The organism is Achromobacter xylosoxidans (assembly GCF_002192695.1).
GTDB classification, from domain to species: Bacteria; Pseudomonadota; Gammaproteobacteria; order Burkholderiales; family Burkholderiaceae_B; genus Achromobacter; species Achromobacter xylosoxidans_C.
This window is the reverse complement of sequence record NZ_MTLG01000110.1, coordinates 50,332-64,992: the sequence shown is the minus strand read 5'-3', so window position 1 is coordinate 64,992 and position 14,661 is coordinate 50,332. Positions and strand designations below refer to the sequence as shown.

Here is a 14,661-nt window from a genome sequence, read left to right as displayed (position 1 = left end):
CCATGCGTTGGCTTTTGGCAATGATCAAGCACGAGACGAATACGTTTTCACCCGTGCCTACTCCGCTTGAACGCTTCTTCCGCGGCAATCCCGAAGTCCTGGCCGGCGAACGCGCCATCAAGGCCTACGAAAACACCGACAGCGGCCTGGGCGGCTATATCGAAGTGGCGCGCCGCGAAGGCGCCGAAATCGTCGTGCCCGTGGCGGCCGAGTCCTGGCCCAGCGGCCCTGCCAGCGCCGAAACCCACGAACGGCTGTGCAAGCTGGTCCTGGACGAAGTCCAGCGCGGCGGCTACGACGCCATCCTGCTCGACCTGCACGGCGCCATGGTCGCCGAAGGCGTGGAGGATGCCGAGGGCGACCTGCTGCGCCGCCTGCGCGAGATCGATCCGCATACGCCCGTGGCGGTGACGCTGGACATGCATGCCAACGTCTATGACGACATCGTCAAGAACGCCACGGTCATCAGCGGCTTCCATACCTATCCGCACGTGGACATCCGCGCCGCGGGCCTGCGCGCCGCGAACGTGATCGCGCGCACCCTGAAGGGCGAGATCAAGCCCGTCATGTCCTGGGCCAACAAGCCCATGCTGCCCCACATCATGTGCCAGGGCACTCACGCCGCGCCCAACAAGCCGCTGCAGCAACGCTGCAAGGAACTGGAAGCCGCCGGCGTGCTGGCCGCCTCGGTCTTCGTGGGCTTCCCGCACGCCGACATCCGCGAAGCCGGCCTGAGCGCCGTGGTCTGTACCGACGGCAACCTGGCCGAGGCGCAGCGCCACCGCGACGAGCTGCTGGACCAGGCCTGGAACGGCCGCGCCGACTGGGTGTTCCACCCGGAGCCGCTGGCGCCCACCATTGCCCGCGCCAAGACCATCGAACAAGGTCCGGTCGTGCTGCTGGACCACTACGACAATACCGGTTCCGGCGGCACCATGGACACCACCGCCGTGCTGGCCGAGGTGCTGCGCCAGGAACTGGAGAACGTGGTTTTCTACGCCATCTGCGACCCGGAGGCGGCGCAGCAGGCGGCCGCCGCGGGCGTGGGGCAAACCATCACGCTCAAGCTCGGCGGCAAGATGGCCATGCCGGCCATCAAGGAGCCCAGCGAACCGCTGGAAGTCACCGGACGTGTCAAGCTGGTGTTCGACGGCGTCTACCTGAACCGCGGCCCCATGTACCGCGGCGTGCGCAACGACACCGGCCTGACGGTCGTGATCGACACGGGCCGCGTGGAAATCGTGGTGGTGTCCCGCCACCAGGAGCCCTTCGACATCAATTGCCTGCTGTCGGCCGGCATCGATCCGCCGCAAAAGCGGTACGTCGTGCTCAAGAGCCGGGTCCACTGGCGCGCGGGCTTCTCCGACATGGCGACACAGGTCATCGAGTGCACCGGCGTGGGGGTTACCACCTCGGACTATGGCCAGCTTGAGTTCAAGCACGTGCGCCGTCCGATCTATCCCCTGGACCCGATGTAATCTCCGATCACGGTATTTAGTCCTGAAAAGCCGGCGCGAACGCGCCGGCTTTCATTTTGAAATCTTCTGTAACCCTGGGCGTGGTCACATGACCATCGGCCTCGGTATACTCGCCGCGGGCCTTACAAGCCGATGAATACGTGTATTCCGATGGCGGACGCCAACAACAGGGTCCGGCGGCTAGAAGCAGCCGCGTGTCACCGGATATGACTCGATAATCAACGATACAAGCAGAACGATGAAAAAGAGCGTAGCGATCACCCTGGGCGTGGTCATAGTGGGAGCGGGAAGCTGGGTCGGGGCCACGTGGTACACCGGCAAGCGCATCGAGGAAAGCTCGCAGCGCCATCTGGCAGAAGCCAACGAAAAGCTGGCCAAGATCACGCCTCTGTTCGGTCTGCGCATCGATCAGCTGAAGTACGAGCGCGGCCTCTTCTCGACGCAGGCGCGTTACGGCGTGTCGCTGGTCAAGGGCGACAAGGTCGCCGAAGACCTGCCCAAAGGCATGATCGAGTTCGACGCGTCCATCGAACACGGCCCCTTCCCCAAGAGCGCCCTGGCGCGCGGCGCCATCGCGCCCAAGCTGGCATTCACGCACGCCGAGCTCGCCAAGACCGACAACATCAAGGAACTGTTCGAGCTGACCAAGGGCGTGGTGCCCCTGAGCGCGGACACGATGGTCAATTTCGGCGGCTTCGCCACCTCGACGGCCAATATCGCTCCCGTGCAGATCACGCACGAAGGCAACGCCGTCAACTTCAGCGGCATGGCAATCAACGGCACCTTCGACCGCGCGCAGCAAGCCGTCACGGCGCACGCCCTGATGGAAACGCTGTCGGTGGATGGCGAAAAATCGGACGATCCCATCAAGATGCTGGTGTCTGGCCTGACGATGGACGTCAACAGCCGCATGGGCAAGTTCGGCCTGTCCATTGGCGACTCCAGCGTCAAGCTCAAGCGCATCGACGTGACCCGTCCCGGCGACGACGTCAAGGTCTCGCTGGACAACCTGGGCTATGGCGTCAAGCTGGCCGAAGACGACAAGAACGTCAACGTCGAAGCCACCTACCAGACCGGCAACATCACGTTCAACGACGTGGCGCTGGGCAACGGCCAGGCCGTGATCAAGCTCGCCAAGCTGGACGGCGCCGCCATCAAGCAGCTGTCGGACACCTACAACCAGATCGTGCGCCAGTACATGCTGGGCGCCAGCGACGAAGGCCTGAAGGACGAGCAGTTCGACGCCGTCCTGGAAAACGCCGGCAAGCTGCTCAACGGCAACCCCACGTTCAGCATCGACCCGATCAGCTGGAAGACCGACAAGGGCGAAAGCAAGCTGACCTTCGCGCTGGACCTGACCAATCCGCCCAACGTCAAGGACCTGACGCCGCAGGAGATCATGGTCAAGGCCATCAAGCAGATCGATGCGACGCTGGTCATCTCCAAGCCCATGGTGCGCGACCTGATCGTGCAGTACGCCGTCAAGAAGCAAGGCTTGACCGCGGAGAAGGCCGGCGAGGAAGCCGACGACCAGATGCGCTCGATGTCCGGCATGGCTGAAATGCTCAACGTCGGCAAGAACGACGGCGACAACATCATCGGCAAGTTCCACTTCGCCGACGGCATGGGCGACCTGAACGGCCAGAAGATCCCCGCCGACGAACTGTTCGCGGGCCTGCTGGGCGCGACCGGCATGGACGACGACATGGACGGCATGGAAGAGGAAGGCGAACCGGCCGAAGGCACGGAACTTGCCGCGCCCTCCGACACCGCGTCCGCGGCCGGCTACATGCAGGACTTCGATCTGGACACCGTGACGGCCATGCTGGACGACATGTCCTACAGCCCCCGCAAGCAGGACGGCGATGAAGGTCCCGTGCTGACGCTGGACCCGGGCAACACCGGCGCCAGCGAGCTGCGTGTCGACTTCCTGTGCAATGACTTCACCGAGAAGTGCCATGACCTCGTCGTGACCGCGACCTACAGCAGCAAGAAGCCGGTCTCGCTCAAGGCCATCAACGCCTGGAACCAGGAATACCGCTGGACCCGCGCCTACCTGGACGACAAGAACCGGGCCGTGCTGCAGATGGACATGAACTCGGAGGGCGGCATCGGCAAGGAAAACCTGCAGATCATGCTCAACACGTTCTTCAGCATCGCGGAAGACTTCTCGGTGGCCAGCAAGGCCGCGCCGGCGAAGTAAGCGGCGGCTGACGCAGGACAAAAAAATCCCCCATCTTTCGGATGGGGGATTTTTTTTGCCTTGGGACCCGGCTTGCGCCGGGCCTCTTGGCCCGCGCTTAGGCGTAGGCTTCGATCGGCAGGCAGGCGCACACCAGGTTGCGGTCGCCGTAGGCGTTGTCCACACGGGCAACCGGCGGCCAGTACTTGGCTTCGCGCAGCGTAGCCACCGGGTAGGCGGCCTGCTGACGCGGGTAGGCGTGCAGCCATTCCTCGGCCAGCAGCATCTGCGCGGTATGCGGCGCGTTCTTCAGGACGTTGTCCTCGGCATCGCGCTCGCCGCGCTCGACCTGGGCGATTTCCTCGCGGATCGAGATCATCGCGTCGATGAAGCGGTCCAGTTCGGCGACGCCTTCCGATTCGGTCGGCTCGACCATCAGCGTGCCGGCCACCGGGAAGCTCATGGTGGGCGCATGGAAGCCGTAGTCCATCAGGCGCTTGGCGATGTCCTCGGCGCTGATGCCGCTGGTTTCCTTGAGCGGACGCACGTCGAGGATGCACTCGTGCGCCACGCGGCCATTGCGGCCCGCGTACAGGACCGGATAGTGGTCGCGCAGACGGGTGGCGATGTAGTTGGCGTTCAGGATGGCGACTTCGGTGGCGCGGCGCAGGCCGTCGGCGCCCATCAGCGAGATGTACACGAACGGAATCGGCAGGATGCCGGCCGAGCCGAACGGCGCGGCCGACACCGGGCCGACCTTGGCGTCGCCGGGCAGCTTGCCCTGCTCGTTCACCACGCCAGGCAAGTACGGCGCCAGGTGCGCGCGCACCGCCACCGGGCCCACGCCCGGGCCGCCGCCGCCGTGCGGGATGCAGAAGGTCTTGTGCAGGTTCAGGTGGGACACGTCCGAACCGAACTTGCCCGGCTGGGCCACGCCCACCATTGCGTTCATGTTGGCGCCGTCCAGGTAGACCTGGCCGCCGGCCTGATGCACCAGATCGCAGATCTCGGTGACGGCTTCCTCGAACACGCCGTGGGTCGACGGATACGTGATCATCAGGGCAGCCAGCTTGTCGCCGACTTGTTCGATCTTGGCGCGCAGGTCGGCCAGGTCGACGTTGCCGTTGGCGTCCGACGCCACCACCACCACGTCCATGCCGGCCAGTTGCGCCGAGGCCGGGTTGGTGCCGTGCGCCGAAGACGGGATCAGGCAGATGTTGCGCTGATGCTGGCCGTTGGCCTGATGGTAGCCGCGGATGGCCAGCAGGCCCGCGTACTCGCCCTGCGCGCCCGAGTTGGGCTGCAGGCTGATGTTGTCGTAGCCGGTGATCTCGCACAGCGCGGCCGACAGGCGGTCGATCAATTCGTTGTAGCCCTGGCTTTGCGAAGCCGGCGCGAACGGGTGGATCAGCGCGAACTCGGGCCAGGTGATGGGGATCATCTCGGCGGTGGCGTTGAGCTTCATGGTGCACGAGCCCAGCGGAATCATGGTGCGGTCCAGCGCCAGGTCCTTGTCGGCCAGCTTGCGCAGATAGCGCAGCATGTCGGTTTCGGACTGCACGCTGGAGAACACCGGATGCGTCAGGATCGCGCTTTCGCGCGCCACGCCGGCGGGAATGCCGCTGGCGGCGGCCGCGTCCAGGGCGTCGATGTCGAGTTCGACGTCGTCGCGCTCCAGGCCGGCGGCGAAGACGTTGACCAGCGCCTGCAGGTCGGCGACGGTGACGGTCTCGTCCAGCGAAACCGCCAGGCGGGCGCCGTCGACGCGGCGCAGGTTGACTTGCGCGCAATCGGCCGCGGTCAGGATGGCCGGGGTGGCCGCGCCGGTTTCCAGCAGCAGCGTATCGAAGAAGGTGTCGTTGACGACCTTCACGCCCAGCTTCACCAGTTCGGCGCGCAGGATGGCGGTGCTGCGCTGCACGCGCTCGGCGATGCGGCGGATGCCGGCCGGACCGTGCCACACGGCGTACATGCCGGCCATCACGGCCAGCAGCACTTGCGCGGTGCAGATGTTGGAGGTGGCCTTTTCGCGGCGGATGTGCTGTTCGCGCGTCTGCAGCGCCAGGCGCATGGCCGGGTTGCCCTGCGCGTCCTTGGACACGCCGACCAGGCGGCCAGCCATGTTGCGCTTGAAGGCGTCCTTGCAGGCCATGAAGCCGGCATGCGGGCCGCCAAAGCCGAACGGCACGCCGAAGCGCTGGGCCGAACCGATGGCGATGTCCGCGCCCCATTCACCCGGCGCGGCCAGCAGGGCCAGCGCCAGCAGGTCGGTCGCGACGGCCACGATGGCGCCTTGCGCGTGCGCGGCCTCGGCCAGCTTGCGGTAGTCGGCGACGGAGCCGGTGCTGTGCGGGTATTGCAGCAGCACGCCGAAGCACTCGGGCAGGCCCTCGGCCTCGTCGCCGATGGTGATTTCAATGTCCAGGCCTTCGGCGCGCGTGCGCACGACTTCGATGGTCTGGGGATGCACGTGGCGCGAAATGAAGAACACCGGGCTCTTCGACTTGGCGCTGCGGCGCGCCAGCGTCATCGCTTCGGCGGCGGCGGTGCTTTCGTCCAGCAGCGAGGCGTTGGAGATGTCCAGCCCGGTCAGGTCGGCGACCATGGTCTGGTAGTTCAGCAGCGCTTCGAGGCGGCCCTGGGAGATCTCGGGCTGGTAAGGCGTGTAGGCCGTGTACCAGGCGGGATTCTCAAGAATGTTGCGCAACACCACGTTGGGCGTCTGCGTACCGTAGTACCCCTGGCCGATGTAGTTGCGATAGACCTTGTTGCGGCCGGCGATCTGCTTCAGTTCGGCCAGCACGTCGGTTTCGCTGCGCGAAGCGGGCAGCGCCAGCGGGGCCTGGCTGCGGATCTTGGGCGGCACGACTTCTTCGATCAAGGCGTCCAGGCTGGCGCTGCCGATGACGGCGAGCATGGCGGCCTGGTCGGCGTCGGAAGGGCCGATGTGGCGGGGGATGAAGTCGGTATGGGTGTCTAGGGCGCGCGACATGGAGAGATCTCGGGATAGCGGGTGTCGTCGGAGAACGGACGGTATTGCATCTTGCGGACCGGGCGCGGAGCTTGTGCTTGCGCGCCCGGTCCGGACCAGCGGCTTAGCCGTTGGCGACGGCCTCGTAACCGGCGGCGTCGAGCAGCTTGTCGGCGTCGGCGGCGTTGACCGGCTTGATCTTGAAGATCCAGGCGGTGAAGGCCGATTCGTTGATCAGGTTGGGGTTGTTTTCCAGCTCTTCGTTGAACGCGACGATCTCGCCGGCCACGGGAGCGTAGATGTCCGAAGCGGCCTTGACCGATTCGACCACGCCAGCCGTTTCACCGGCGTTCAACTTGGCGCCGACCTTCACGTCGCCAACGAAAACCAGGTCGCCCAATTGGTCCTGGGCGGTATCGGTGATGCCGACGACGAACACGTCGCCTTCGGCTTTGACCCATTCATGGGACTCGGTGTACTTGCGATCGGTGGGCAGACTCATGGGAACTCCTGAGGGAATGCGGGTAGATGAATGGTGTTGCGCGCCTCGCGCGGGCGGCCGTCGCCCCAGGGGCCGGCGGCTCGCGCGAAGCTTCGAGTTTACGAGTGTTCGACCGCTTTGCCGTTACGCACGAACGGCAATTTGCAGGCCAGGGCCGGCACCCATTTACCGCGGATGTCGACCTCGACCGTGTCGCCCGGCTTGACGCCTTGCGGCAGGCGGGCAAAGCCGATCGACACGCCCAGCGTGGGCGACATGGTGCCGCTGGTGAGTTCGCCCATGCCTTCCTTGGTGCGCACGGCCATGTGTGCGCGCATCACGCCGCGCTCTTGCAGCTTCAGGCCGATGAAGGTGGCGGGGGTGGCGAATTGTTCCAGCGCGTCGCGGCCGATGAAACGGCGCTCGGCGTTCTTCAGGGACACGGTCCAGGTCAGGCCGGCCTGGTCGGGCTGGGTCAGCTCGTCCATGTCCTGTCCGTAGAGATTCATGCCGGCTTCCAGGCGCAGCGTGTCGCGCGCGCCCAGGCCGCAGGGGCGCACGCCCTGGGCGACCAGGTCGCGCCACAGCTGCACCACGTCGGCGGCGGGCAGCACGATTTCAAAACCGTCTTCGCCGGTGTAGCCGGTACGGGCCACCAGGGTGTCGTCGCCCACGCGGGCGGCCACGAAGGGGGTCAGCGGCTCGCTGGCGGCCTGCCAGGCCGGGCGCGCGGCCCAGACCTTGGCGCGGGCGTTGGGGCCTTGCACGGCCACCATGGCCAGGTCGCGGCGCGGGGTGATGGCGACGTCGAACTGGCCGGCCTGCTTGACGCGCTGCATCCAGGCGACATCCTTGTCGGCCGTGCCGGCGTTGACCACCACGCGCCATTCGTCGGCGGCGAAGAAATAGATGATCAGGTCGTCGATCACGCCGCCTTGCGGATTCAGCATGCAGCTGTACAGCGCCTTGCCGGGCACGGTCAGCTTGGACACGTCGTTGGCGACCAGGCGCTGCAGGAAGGCGAACGCGTCGGGACCGACGAGGTCGACGTTCAGCATGTGCGATACGTCGAACATGCCGGCGTCCTGGCGCACGGCGTGGTGCTCTTCCAGCTGCGAACCGTAGGCCAGCGGCATGTCCCAGCCGCCGAAGTCGACCATGCGGGCGCCAGAGGCGATGTGTTCTTCGGCCAGCGGGGTGCGTTTGAGGGTTGCGGACATGCGCGGAAACTCCGGGACGGCAGTGTTGCCAGGGTTACGGAATGCCGGCGGTGCATGGCGGCTTGCGCCTGCACTGCGGCTGAATCTTCCGCCCCTCTGTCCTTTTGCCTGAGAGTTGCCCCGCGTGGCGGGTTTGCACCTTCGGCGCCTGGGCTGCTCGCTATGTCCCTAGTTCAGGGGCGGCGCCAGGTCTCTCCAGAGTACTGTTTTGCCGCGTCCACGCGGTGAGAAAACCGGGACGGGGCAAGCATGGGCGGTATGGGTTACCTGAGCGATTCCGGGCGAATTGCGCCTTCGGCGGCGGCCGGAGATACAGGCCGCTCTCTCCCGCAACATGCGTGACAGCGGCGCAAGCATACAACGAAAGCCGCGGCCAGGGAATGCCCGCTGCGGTCTCAGCCCAGCGCCGTGTCCAGCAGCATCATCAGCACGAAACCCAGCATCAGGCCGCAGGTCGCGTAGACCTCGTGCCCCTTGCGGTGCGATTCGGGAATGATCTCGTGGCTGATCACGAACAGCATGGCGCCCGCGGCGAAACCCAGGCCCCAGGGCAAGAGCGGCTCGGACCAGCCCACCACGGCGGCGCCCAACACCGCGCCCAGCGGCTCGACCAGCCCGGACAGCATACCCAGCGCCACGGCGAACGCGCGCTGGTAGCCCGCCGCCAACAGCGCCACCGCCACCACCAGCCCCTCGGGAATGTCCTGGATCGCGATGCCGGTAGCCAGCGCGGTGCCGCGCATGGCGTCGTTGCCCGCATAGCCCACGCCGATGGCCAGGCCCTCGGGCAGGTTATGCAGGGTGATGGCGAAGACGAACAGCCAGGTGCGGCGCAGGCGGTGCGCCTCGATGCCTTCCCGGCCCTTGATGAAATGCTCGTGCGGCAGGGTGCGGTCCATGAGCAGCAGCACGGCCGCCCCCAACAGCACGGCGGCGCCCACCGTCAAGCCGGCGCCCCAGGGGCCGTAGCCCAGGTCGCGGCCCGCCGCGATACCCGGCGCCACCAGCGAAAAGGCGCTGGCCGCCAGCATGACGCCGGCCCCGAAGCCGAACATGCTGTCTTGCATTTTTTGCGGAATGCTGCGGGCGAACAGGATGGGCAGGGTGCCCAGCGCCGTGGCGGCGGCCGCCACCAGCCCGCCCAAGAGGGCATCGGCCACGTGTGGCGCGCGCACGTCCAGATAGGCCCACAGCTGGTGCAAGCCCAGGCAGGCCACCAAGACGGCCAGGGTCCACACGCTGATGCTGGTGGCCGCTGGCCGCACGCGATGACGGCTGAAGGTATTCATGTGCCGCTGCCCTCCTTGCCAGGGATGCGCTCAGCGCTGCGTTGCCGCGTAACGGCGCGCCACTTCAGGCCAGTTCACGACATTGTAAAAGGCGCCGATGTACTCCGGCCTGCGGTTCTGGTACTTGAGGTAGTAGGCGTGTTCCCACACATCCAACCCCAGGATGGGCGTGTTGCCATGCATCAACGGGCTGTCCTGGTTGGCGCTGCTTTCCACCGTGAGCTTGCCGGCCGGCGTGACCGAAAGCCAGGCCCAGCCGCTGCCGAAGCGGGTCAGCGCGGCCTTGGTGAAGGCGTCGCGGAAGGCGGCCTGCCCGCCCAGTTCGGCGTCGATGGCCGCAGCCAGCGCGCCGTCCGGCTCGCCCCCGCCCTGCGGGGACATGACCGACCAGAACAGGCTGTGGTTCGCATGGCCGCCGCCATGGTTGCGCACGGCGCCGCGGACGGCTTCAGGCAACTGCTCCAACCGCGCCACCAGGGACTCGACCGGTTCATTGGTGACGATGCCCGCGCCTTCCAGCGCGGCGTTCAGGCTGTTGACGTAGGTCTGATGGTGCTTGCTGTAGTGGATCTCCATCGTCATTGCGTCGATGTGAGGTTCCAGCGCGTCGTAGGCGTACGGCAGGGGCGGAAGGGTGTAGGCCATGCATGTCTCCGTGAGATCCGCCCCTATTCAGGGCCTGGATCAATATCGAAAACATAAATGATAAGTATTTTTATTTGATATCACAACGAGAAGCTTCCAATTCCTGCCATAGCCCCGGCCTATGGACGCCGCGGCCCTGCGAGGAAACTACAGCGCCTTGCCGCAGGCGACGCCCGAGGCCCAGGCCCATTGGAAGTTGTAGCCGCCCAGCCAGCCCGTGACGTCCACGGCTTCGCCGATGAAATAGAGGCCCGCGGTGGTCTTGGCCTGCATGGACTTCTGGTCCAGGCCGCGCGTGTCCACGCCGCCGCGCATGACTTCGGCCTTTTTGTAGCCGGCGGTGCCGCTGGGCACCAGGGTCCACTGGTGGATGTCCTGCGCCAGCCCGCGCAGGGTCTTGTCGGGCGCGTCGGCCAGGCGCAGCGCCGCCAGGCCGGGCTTGCCGCCCTGCTCCGCCAGGTGCAGCCAGCGGTCGGCCAGGCGCTTGGGCCAGAGGCCCGCCAGCACGGTATGCAGCTGCTGCCGGTTGCCGGATTTCGACGCCAGCAGTTCTTCCGCCAGATCGCGGCCGGGCGCCAGATCGATCACGATGGGCTCGCCGGGTTGCCAGTAGCTGGAGATCTGCAGGATGGCGGGGCCGGACAGGCCGCGATGGGTGAACAGCAGATCCTCGAGGAACTCGCCACGCGCCTTGCCCTGCCCTGTCTGCAGATTGACCTCCAGCGCCACGCCGGACAACTCGGACAAAGACCGCCAGTGTTCGGCATCGAAGGTCAGCGGCACCAGGGCGGGCCGCGGCTCCACCACCTTCAGGCCGAATTGCCGCGCGATCTTCAGGCCGAAGTCGGTGGCGCCCAGTTGCGGAATGGCCATGCCGCCGGTGGCCACGACCAGCTTGGCGGCGCGGATCGCCCCCTGGCTGGTGCGCAGCTCGAAGCCCTGCTCGCCGTGTCCGATCTCGGACACCGAGCAGCCCATGCGCCACTGCACCCCGCCCGCGTCGCATTCGGCGCGCAGCATCTCGATGATGGATTCGCTGGAATCGTCGCAGAACAGCTGGCCGCGATGTTTCTCGTGCCAGGCGATGTGGTGGCGCTTCATCAGCGCCAGGAAATCCTGCGGCGTGTAGCCCGCCAAGGCCGAACGGCAGAAATGCGGGTTGTCGGAGAGGAAGTTGGCGGGGCCGGCGCCGATATTGGTGAAGTTGCAGCGGCCGCCGCCGGAAATGCGGATCTTCTCCGCCAGGCGCTCGGCGTGGTCGACCAGCACCACGCGCAAGCCGCGCTGGCCGGCGACCGCGGCACACATCATGCCCGCGGCGCCGGCGCCGAGTACTGCTACATCGAACATCAGTCTTCGATCAGGCAGTCGACGTAGTAGCGCTTTTCACCGTCCGGACCCACTTCGTCGGCCAGGCCGTGGATGTAGGTTTCGAAGCCCGGGAAGCGCTGGTTGAACTCGCGCGCGAACTGCAGGTACTGGACGATGGTGCGGTTGAAGCGTTCGCCCGGGATCAAGAGCGGAATGCCCGGGGGATACGGCGTCAGCAGCACGCCGGTGACGCGGCCTTCGAGCTTGTCGATGTCGACGCGCTCGACCTCGCGGTGCGCCATGCGGGCAAAGGCGTCCGACGGCTTGAGCGCCGGCACCATGTCGCTCAGGTACATCTCGGTGGTCAGGCGGGCCACGTCGCGCGCGCGATAAGCCTCATGGATTTCCTGGCACAGGTCGCGCAGGCCCATGCGCTCGTAGCGGCGATGGTCGCGGCAGAATTCCGGCAGGATGCGCCACAGCGGCTGGTTGCGGTCGTAGTCGTCCTTGAACTGCTGCAACGCGGTCAGCAGCGTGTTCCAGCGGCCCTTGGTGATGCCGATGGTGAACAGGATGAAGAACGAGTACAGGCCGGTCTTCTCGACCACCACGCCGTGTTCCGTCAGGTACTTGGACACCAGCGCGGCCGGAATGCCGGTTTCGCCGAAGCTGCCCGACATGTCCAGGCCCGGGGTGATGATGGTGGCCTTGATCGGGTCCAGCATGTTGAAGCCTTCGGCCATTTCACCGAAGCCATGCCAGTGGTCGTTGGATTCCAGGATCCATTCGTCGCGGTTGCCGATGCCTTCGGAAACCAGGCGGTTCGGGCCCCAGACCTTGAACCACCAGTCGTTCTTGCCGAACTCGGACTCCACCTTGCGCATGGCGCGGCGGAAGTCCAGCGCTTCGCGGATGCTTTCCTCGACCAGGGCGGTGCCGCCCGGCGGCTCCATCATGGCGGCGGCCACGTCGCAGGACGCGATGATCGCGTACTGGGGCGAGGTGGACGTATGCATCAGGTAGGCTTCGTTGAAGACGTTGCGGTCCAGCTTGCGGGTCTCGGACTCCTGCACGATGATCTGCGAGGCCTGCGAGATACCGGCCAGCAGCTTGTGCGTGGAGTGGGTGGCGAACACCATCGCGTCCTGGCTGCGCGGGCGGTCCACGCCGATGGCGTGCATGTCCTGGTAGTACTCGTGGAACGAGGCGTGCGGCAGCCAGGCTTCGTCGAAGTGCAGCGTGTCGACATAGCTGCCCAGCTGCTTCTTGATCATTTCGACGTTGTAGATGACGCCGTCGTAGGTGCTCTGCGTCAGCGTCAGGATGCGCGGATTCTTGTTCACCGCTTCGCGCGCGAAGGGGTTGGCCTCGATCTTCTTGCGGATGTTGTCCGGGTGGAATTCTTCCAGCGGGATCGGGCCGATGATGCCCAGGTGGTTGCGCGTGGGGCGCAGGAACACCGGGATCGCGCCCGTCATCGTGATGGCGTGCAGGATCGACTTGTGGCAGTTGCGGTCCACCACCACCACGTCGCCGGCGGCGACGTTGGCATGCCACACCACCTTGTTGGAGGTGGAAGTGCCGTTGGTCACGAAGAAGCAGTGATCGGCGTGGAAGATGCGCGCGGCGTTCAGTTCGGACTCGGCCACGGGGCCGGTATGGTCCAGTAGCTGGCCCAGTTCGTCCACGGCGTTGCAGACGTCGGCGCGCAGCATGTTCTCGCCGAAGAACTGGTGGAACATCTGGCCCACCGGGCTCTTCAGGAACGCCACGCCGCCGGAGTGGCCGGGGCAGTGCCAGGAGTACGAACCGTCCTGCGCGTACTTGACCAGCTCGCGGAAGAACGGCGGCGGCAGGCTGTCGACGTAGCTGCGGGCTTCGCGGATGATGTGGCGCGCCACGAATTCGGGGGTGTCCTCGAACATGTGGATGAAGCCGTGCAGTTCGCGCAGGATGTCGTTGGGGATGTGCTCGGAGGTGCGCGTCTCGCCGTACAGGTAGATGGGGATGTCGGCATTGCGGAAACGCAGTTCGCCGATGAAGGCGCGCAGGTTCTTGATGGCGCTGGCCACGTCCTCGGGCGAATCCACGTCGAACTCTTCGTCGTCGATCGACAGGATGAAGGCGCTGGCGCGGCTCTGCTGCTGGGCGAACGAACTCAGGTCGCCGTAACTGGTCACCCCGATCACCTCGACGCCCTCGGCCTCGATCGCCGCGGACAAGGCGCGGATACCCAGACCGGACGCGTTCTCGGAACGGTAGTCTTCGTCGATGATGAAAATGGGGAAGCGGAATTTCATGCAGGCGCTCCTGGGGGCAAGGCGGGTTCGGACGCGTAACGCGGCGCGAGTGTACTTCTAGTAAAAATCCGCCTGATGACAGACGGCGCGAGCACCCGCCAGGGCGGCGGGAATGGCCGAATTGTAGGGCTGTTTTTCTTACAGTCCTAAGGGAAATCCCGGAATGGCCCGAACGGCCGTTGTCATCGTGCCAAAAGCGGACATTTTCAGCACAGAGACCCGGGCCGCGCGGGGGAGCAAACCTGGCGCCTGAAGCGCCGGGACGCTAGCGGATGGTGCGGGCCTCGCCCGCCTGCACGGCCGTCAGGAACTGTTCGAAATAGGGCGGGATGGCCTCGGCGGACCCGTAGCGGATGCGCCTTTCGACCTTGGCAATGGCGCCAAAGCAGACCTCGGCGCCGGGTTCGCCGCAGACCAGCACGACCGGATCCTCGTCATCGCACACTTCGTAGAGGCCGCCATGCGCGCGGCGTCCCACCTCGTAGAGGTAGGCGGCGGCGCCGACGGTCTGCATGGGGGTGAGAGGCAAGGTCCCGAGGTGGGCGGCCTCCAGCGCTTCGTCCAGCGCATGGACGCTGGACGGCGTGTAGTCCAGCACGGCCCCGGTCGAGCCGGCAGCCTGGACAAAGTCCTGCGCGGCCCCCGCCACGCGCGCCACGAACTCTTCCTGGACTTCGTCGCGCTTGGCGTCCTGGTTTGTCTTGAGGAAACCGAACATCATTGGCTCCTTTGTGAAAACCGCAAGCGGCGTTAGGACCATTATAGGCAGCGTGTCCCCCTATAC

Annotated in this window: 10 protein-coding genes and 2 riboswitches; of the genes, 2 read left to right on the top strand and 8 right to left on the bottom strand. The window is 66.0% G+C overall.

The genetic code is table 11. The features are described 5' to 3' along the window. The first annotated feature begins 2 nt into the window (after positions 1 to 2). Positions 3 to 1,478, top strand: coding sequence for a M81 family metallopeptidase (locus BRO63_RS26110; protein WP_088142578.1), 1,476 nt, complete (start codon positions 3 to 5; stop codon positions 1,476 to 1,478). Positions 1,479 to 1,716: 238 nt separating this feature from the next. Continuing rightward, positions 1,717 to 3,681 carry a DUF945 family protein gene (locus tag BRO63_RS26105; RefSeq protein ID WP_088142577.1) on the top strand — a complete coding sequence of 655 codons (1,965 nt, stop codon included), beginning with the start codon at positions 1,717 to 1,719 and terminating at the stop codon, positions 3,679 to 3,681. A 97-nt stretch (positions 3,682 to 3,778) separates the two neighbouring features. Here the strand turns inward: BRO63_RS26105 and gcvP are convergent, their stop codons facing one another. The 8 genes from gcvP to BRO63_RS26065 form a co-directional block, all read right to left on the bottom strand. Continuing rightward, positions 3,779 to 6,652, bottom strand: a complete 2,874-nt coding sequence (gcvP, locus tag BRO63_RS26100; RefSeq protein WP_088142576.1) for an aminomethyl-transferring glycine dehydrogenase — start codon at positions 6,650 to 6,652, stop codon at positions 3,779 to 3,781. Positions 6,653 to 6,755: 103 nt separating this feature from the next. Beyond that, on the bottom strand, positions 6,756 to 7,133 hold the full coding sequence (gcvH, locus tag BRO63_RS26095) for a glycine cleavage system protein GcvH (protein ID WP_042795177.1): 378 nt from the start codon (positions 7,131 to 7,133) through the stop codon (positions 6,756 to 6,758). A gap of 98 nt (positions 7,134 to 7,231) precedes the next feature. Next, positions 7,232 to 8,332 (bottom strand): glycine cleavage system aminomethyltransferase GcvT, encoded by a 1,101-nt coding sequence (gene gcvT / locus BRO63_RS26090; protein ID WP_088142575.1) that lies wholly within the window; start codon positions 8,330 to 8,332, stop codon positions 7,232 to 7,234. An 86-nt stretch (positions 8,333 to 8,418) separates the two neighbouring features. Continuing rightward, positions 8,419 to 8,541, bottom strand: a riboswitch (glycine riboswitch). Positions 8,542 to 8,576: 35 nt separating this feature from the next. Next, positions 8,577 to 8,672: riboswitch (glycine riboswitch) on the bottom strand. Positions 8,673 to 8,727: 55 nt separating this feature from the next. Continuing rightward, complete coding sequence (locus BRO63_RS26085) at positions 8,728 to 9,621, bottom strand: ZIP family metal transporter (RefSeq protein ID WP_088142574.1); 894 nt, start codon at positions 9,619 to 9,621, stop codon at positions 8,728 to 8,730. 30 nt (positions 9,622 to 9,651) lie between these two features. Continuing rightward, positions 9,652 to 10,266, bottom strand: coding sequence for a superoxide dismutase (locus BRO63_RS26080; protein WP_088142573.1), 615 nt, complete (start codon positions 10,264 to 10,266; stop codon positions 9,652 to 9,654). A gap of 147 nt (positions 10,267 to 10,413) precedes the next feature. Further along, the gene (locus BRO63_RS26075; protein ID WP_088142572.1) at positions 10,414 to 11,616 is read right to left on the bottom strand and encodes an NAD(P)/FAD-dependent oxidoreductase; all 1,203 of its coding nucleotides are present in this window, start codon (positions 11,614 to 11,616) and stop codon (positions 10,414 to 10,416) included. Further along, complete coding sequence (locus BRO63_RS26070; RefSeq protein ID WP_013396238.1) at positions 11,616 to 13,877, bottom strand: arginine/lysine/ornithine decarboxylase; 2,262 nt, start codon at positions 13,875 to 13,877, stop codon at positions 11,616 to 11,618. The genes BRO63_RS26075 and BRO63_RS26070 overlap by 1 nt, the downstream gene beginning before the upstream one ends. A gap of 265 nt (positions 13,878 to 14,142) precedes the next feature. Next, positions 14,143 to 14,595, bottom strand: coding sequence for a hypothetical protein (locus tag BRO63_RS26065; RefSeq protein WP_088142791.1), 453 nt, complete (start codon positions 14,593 to 14,595; stop codon positions 14,143 to 14,145). Between the last annotated feature and the right edge of the window lie 66 nt (positions 14,596 to 14,661).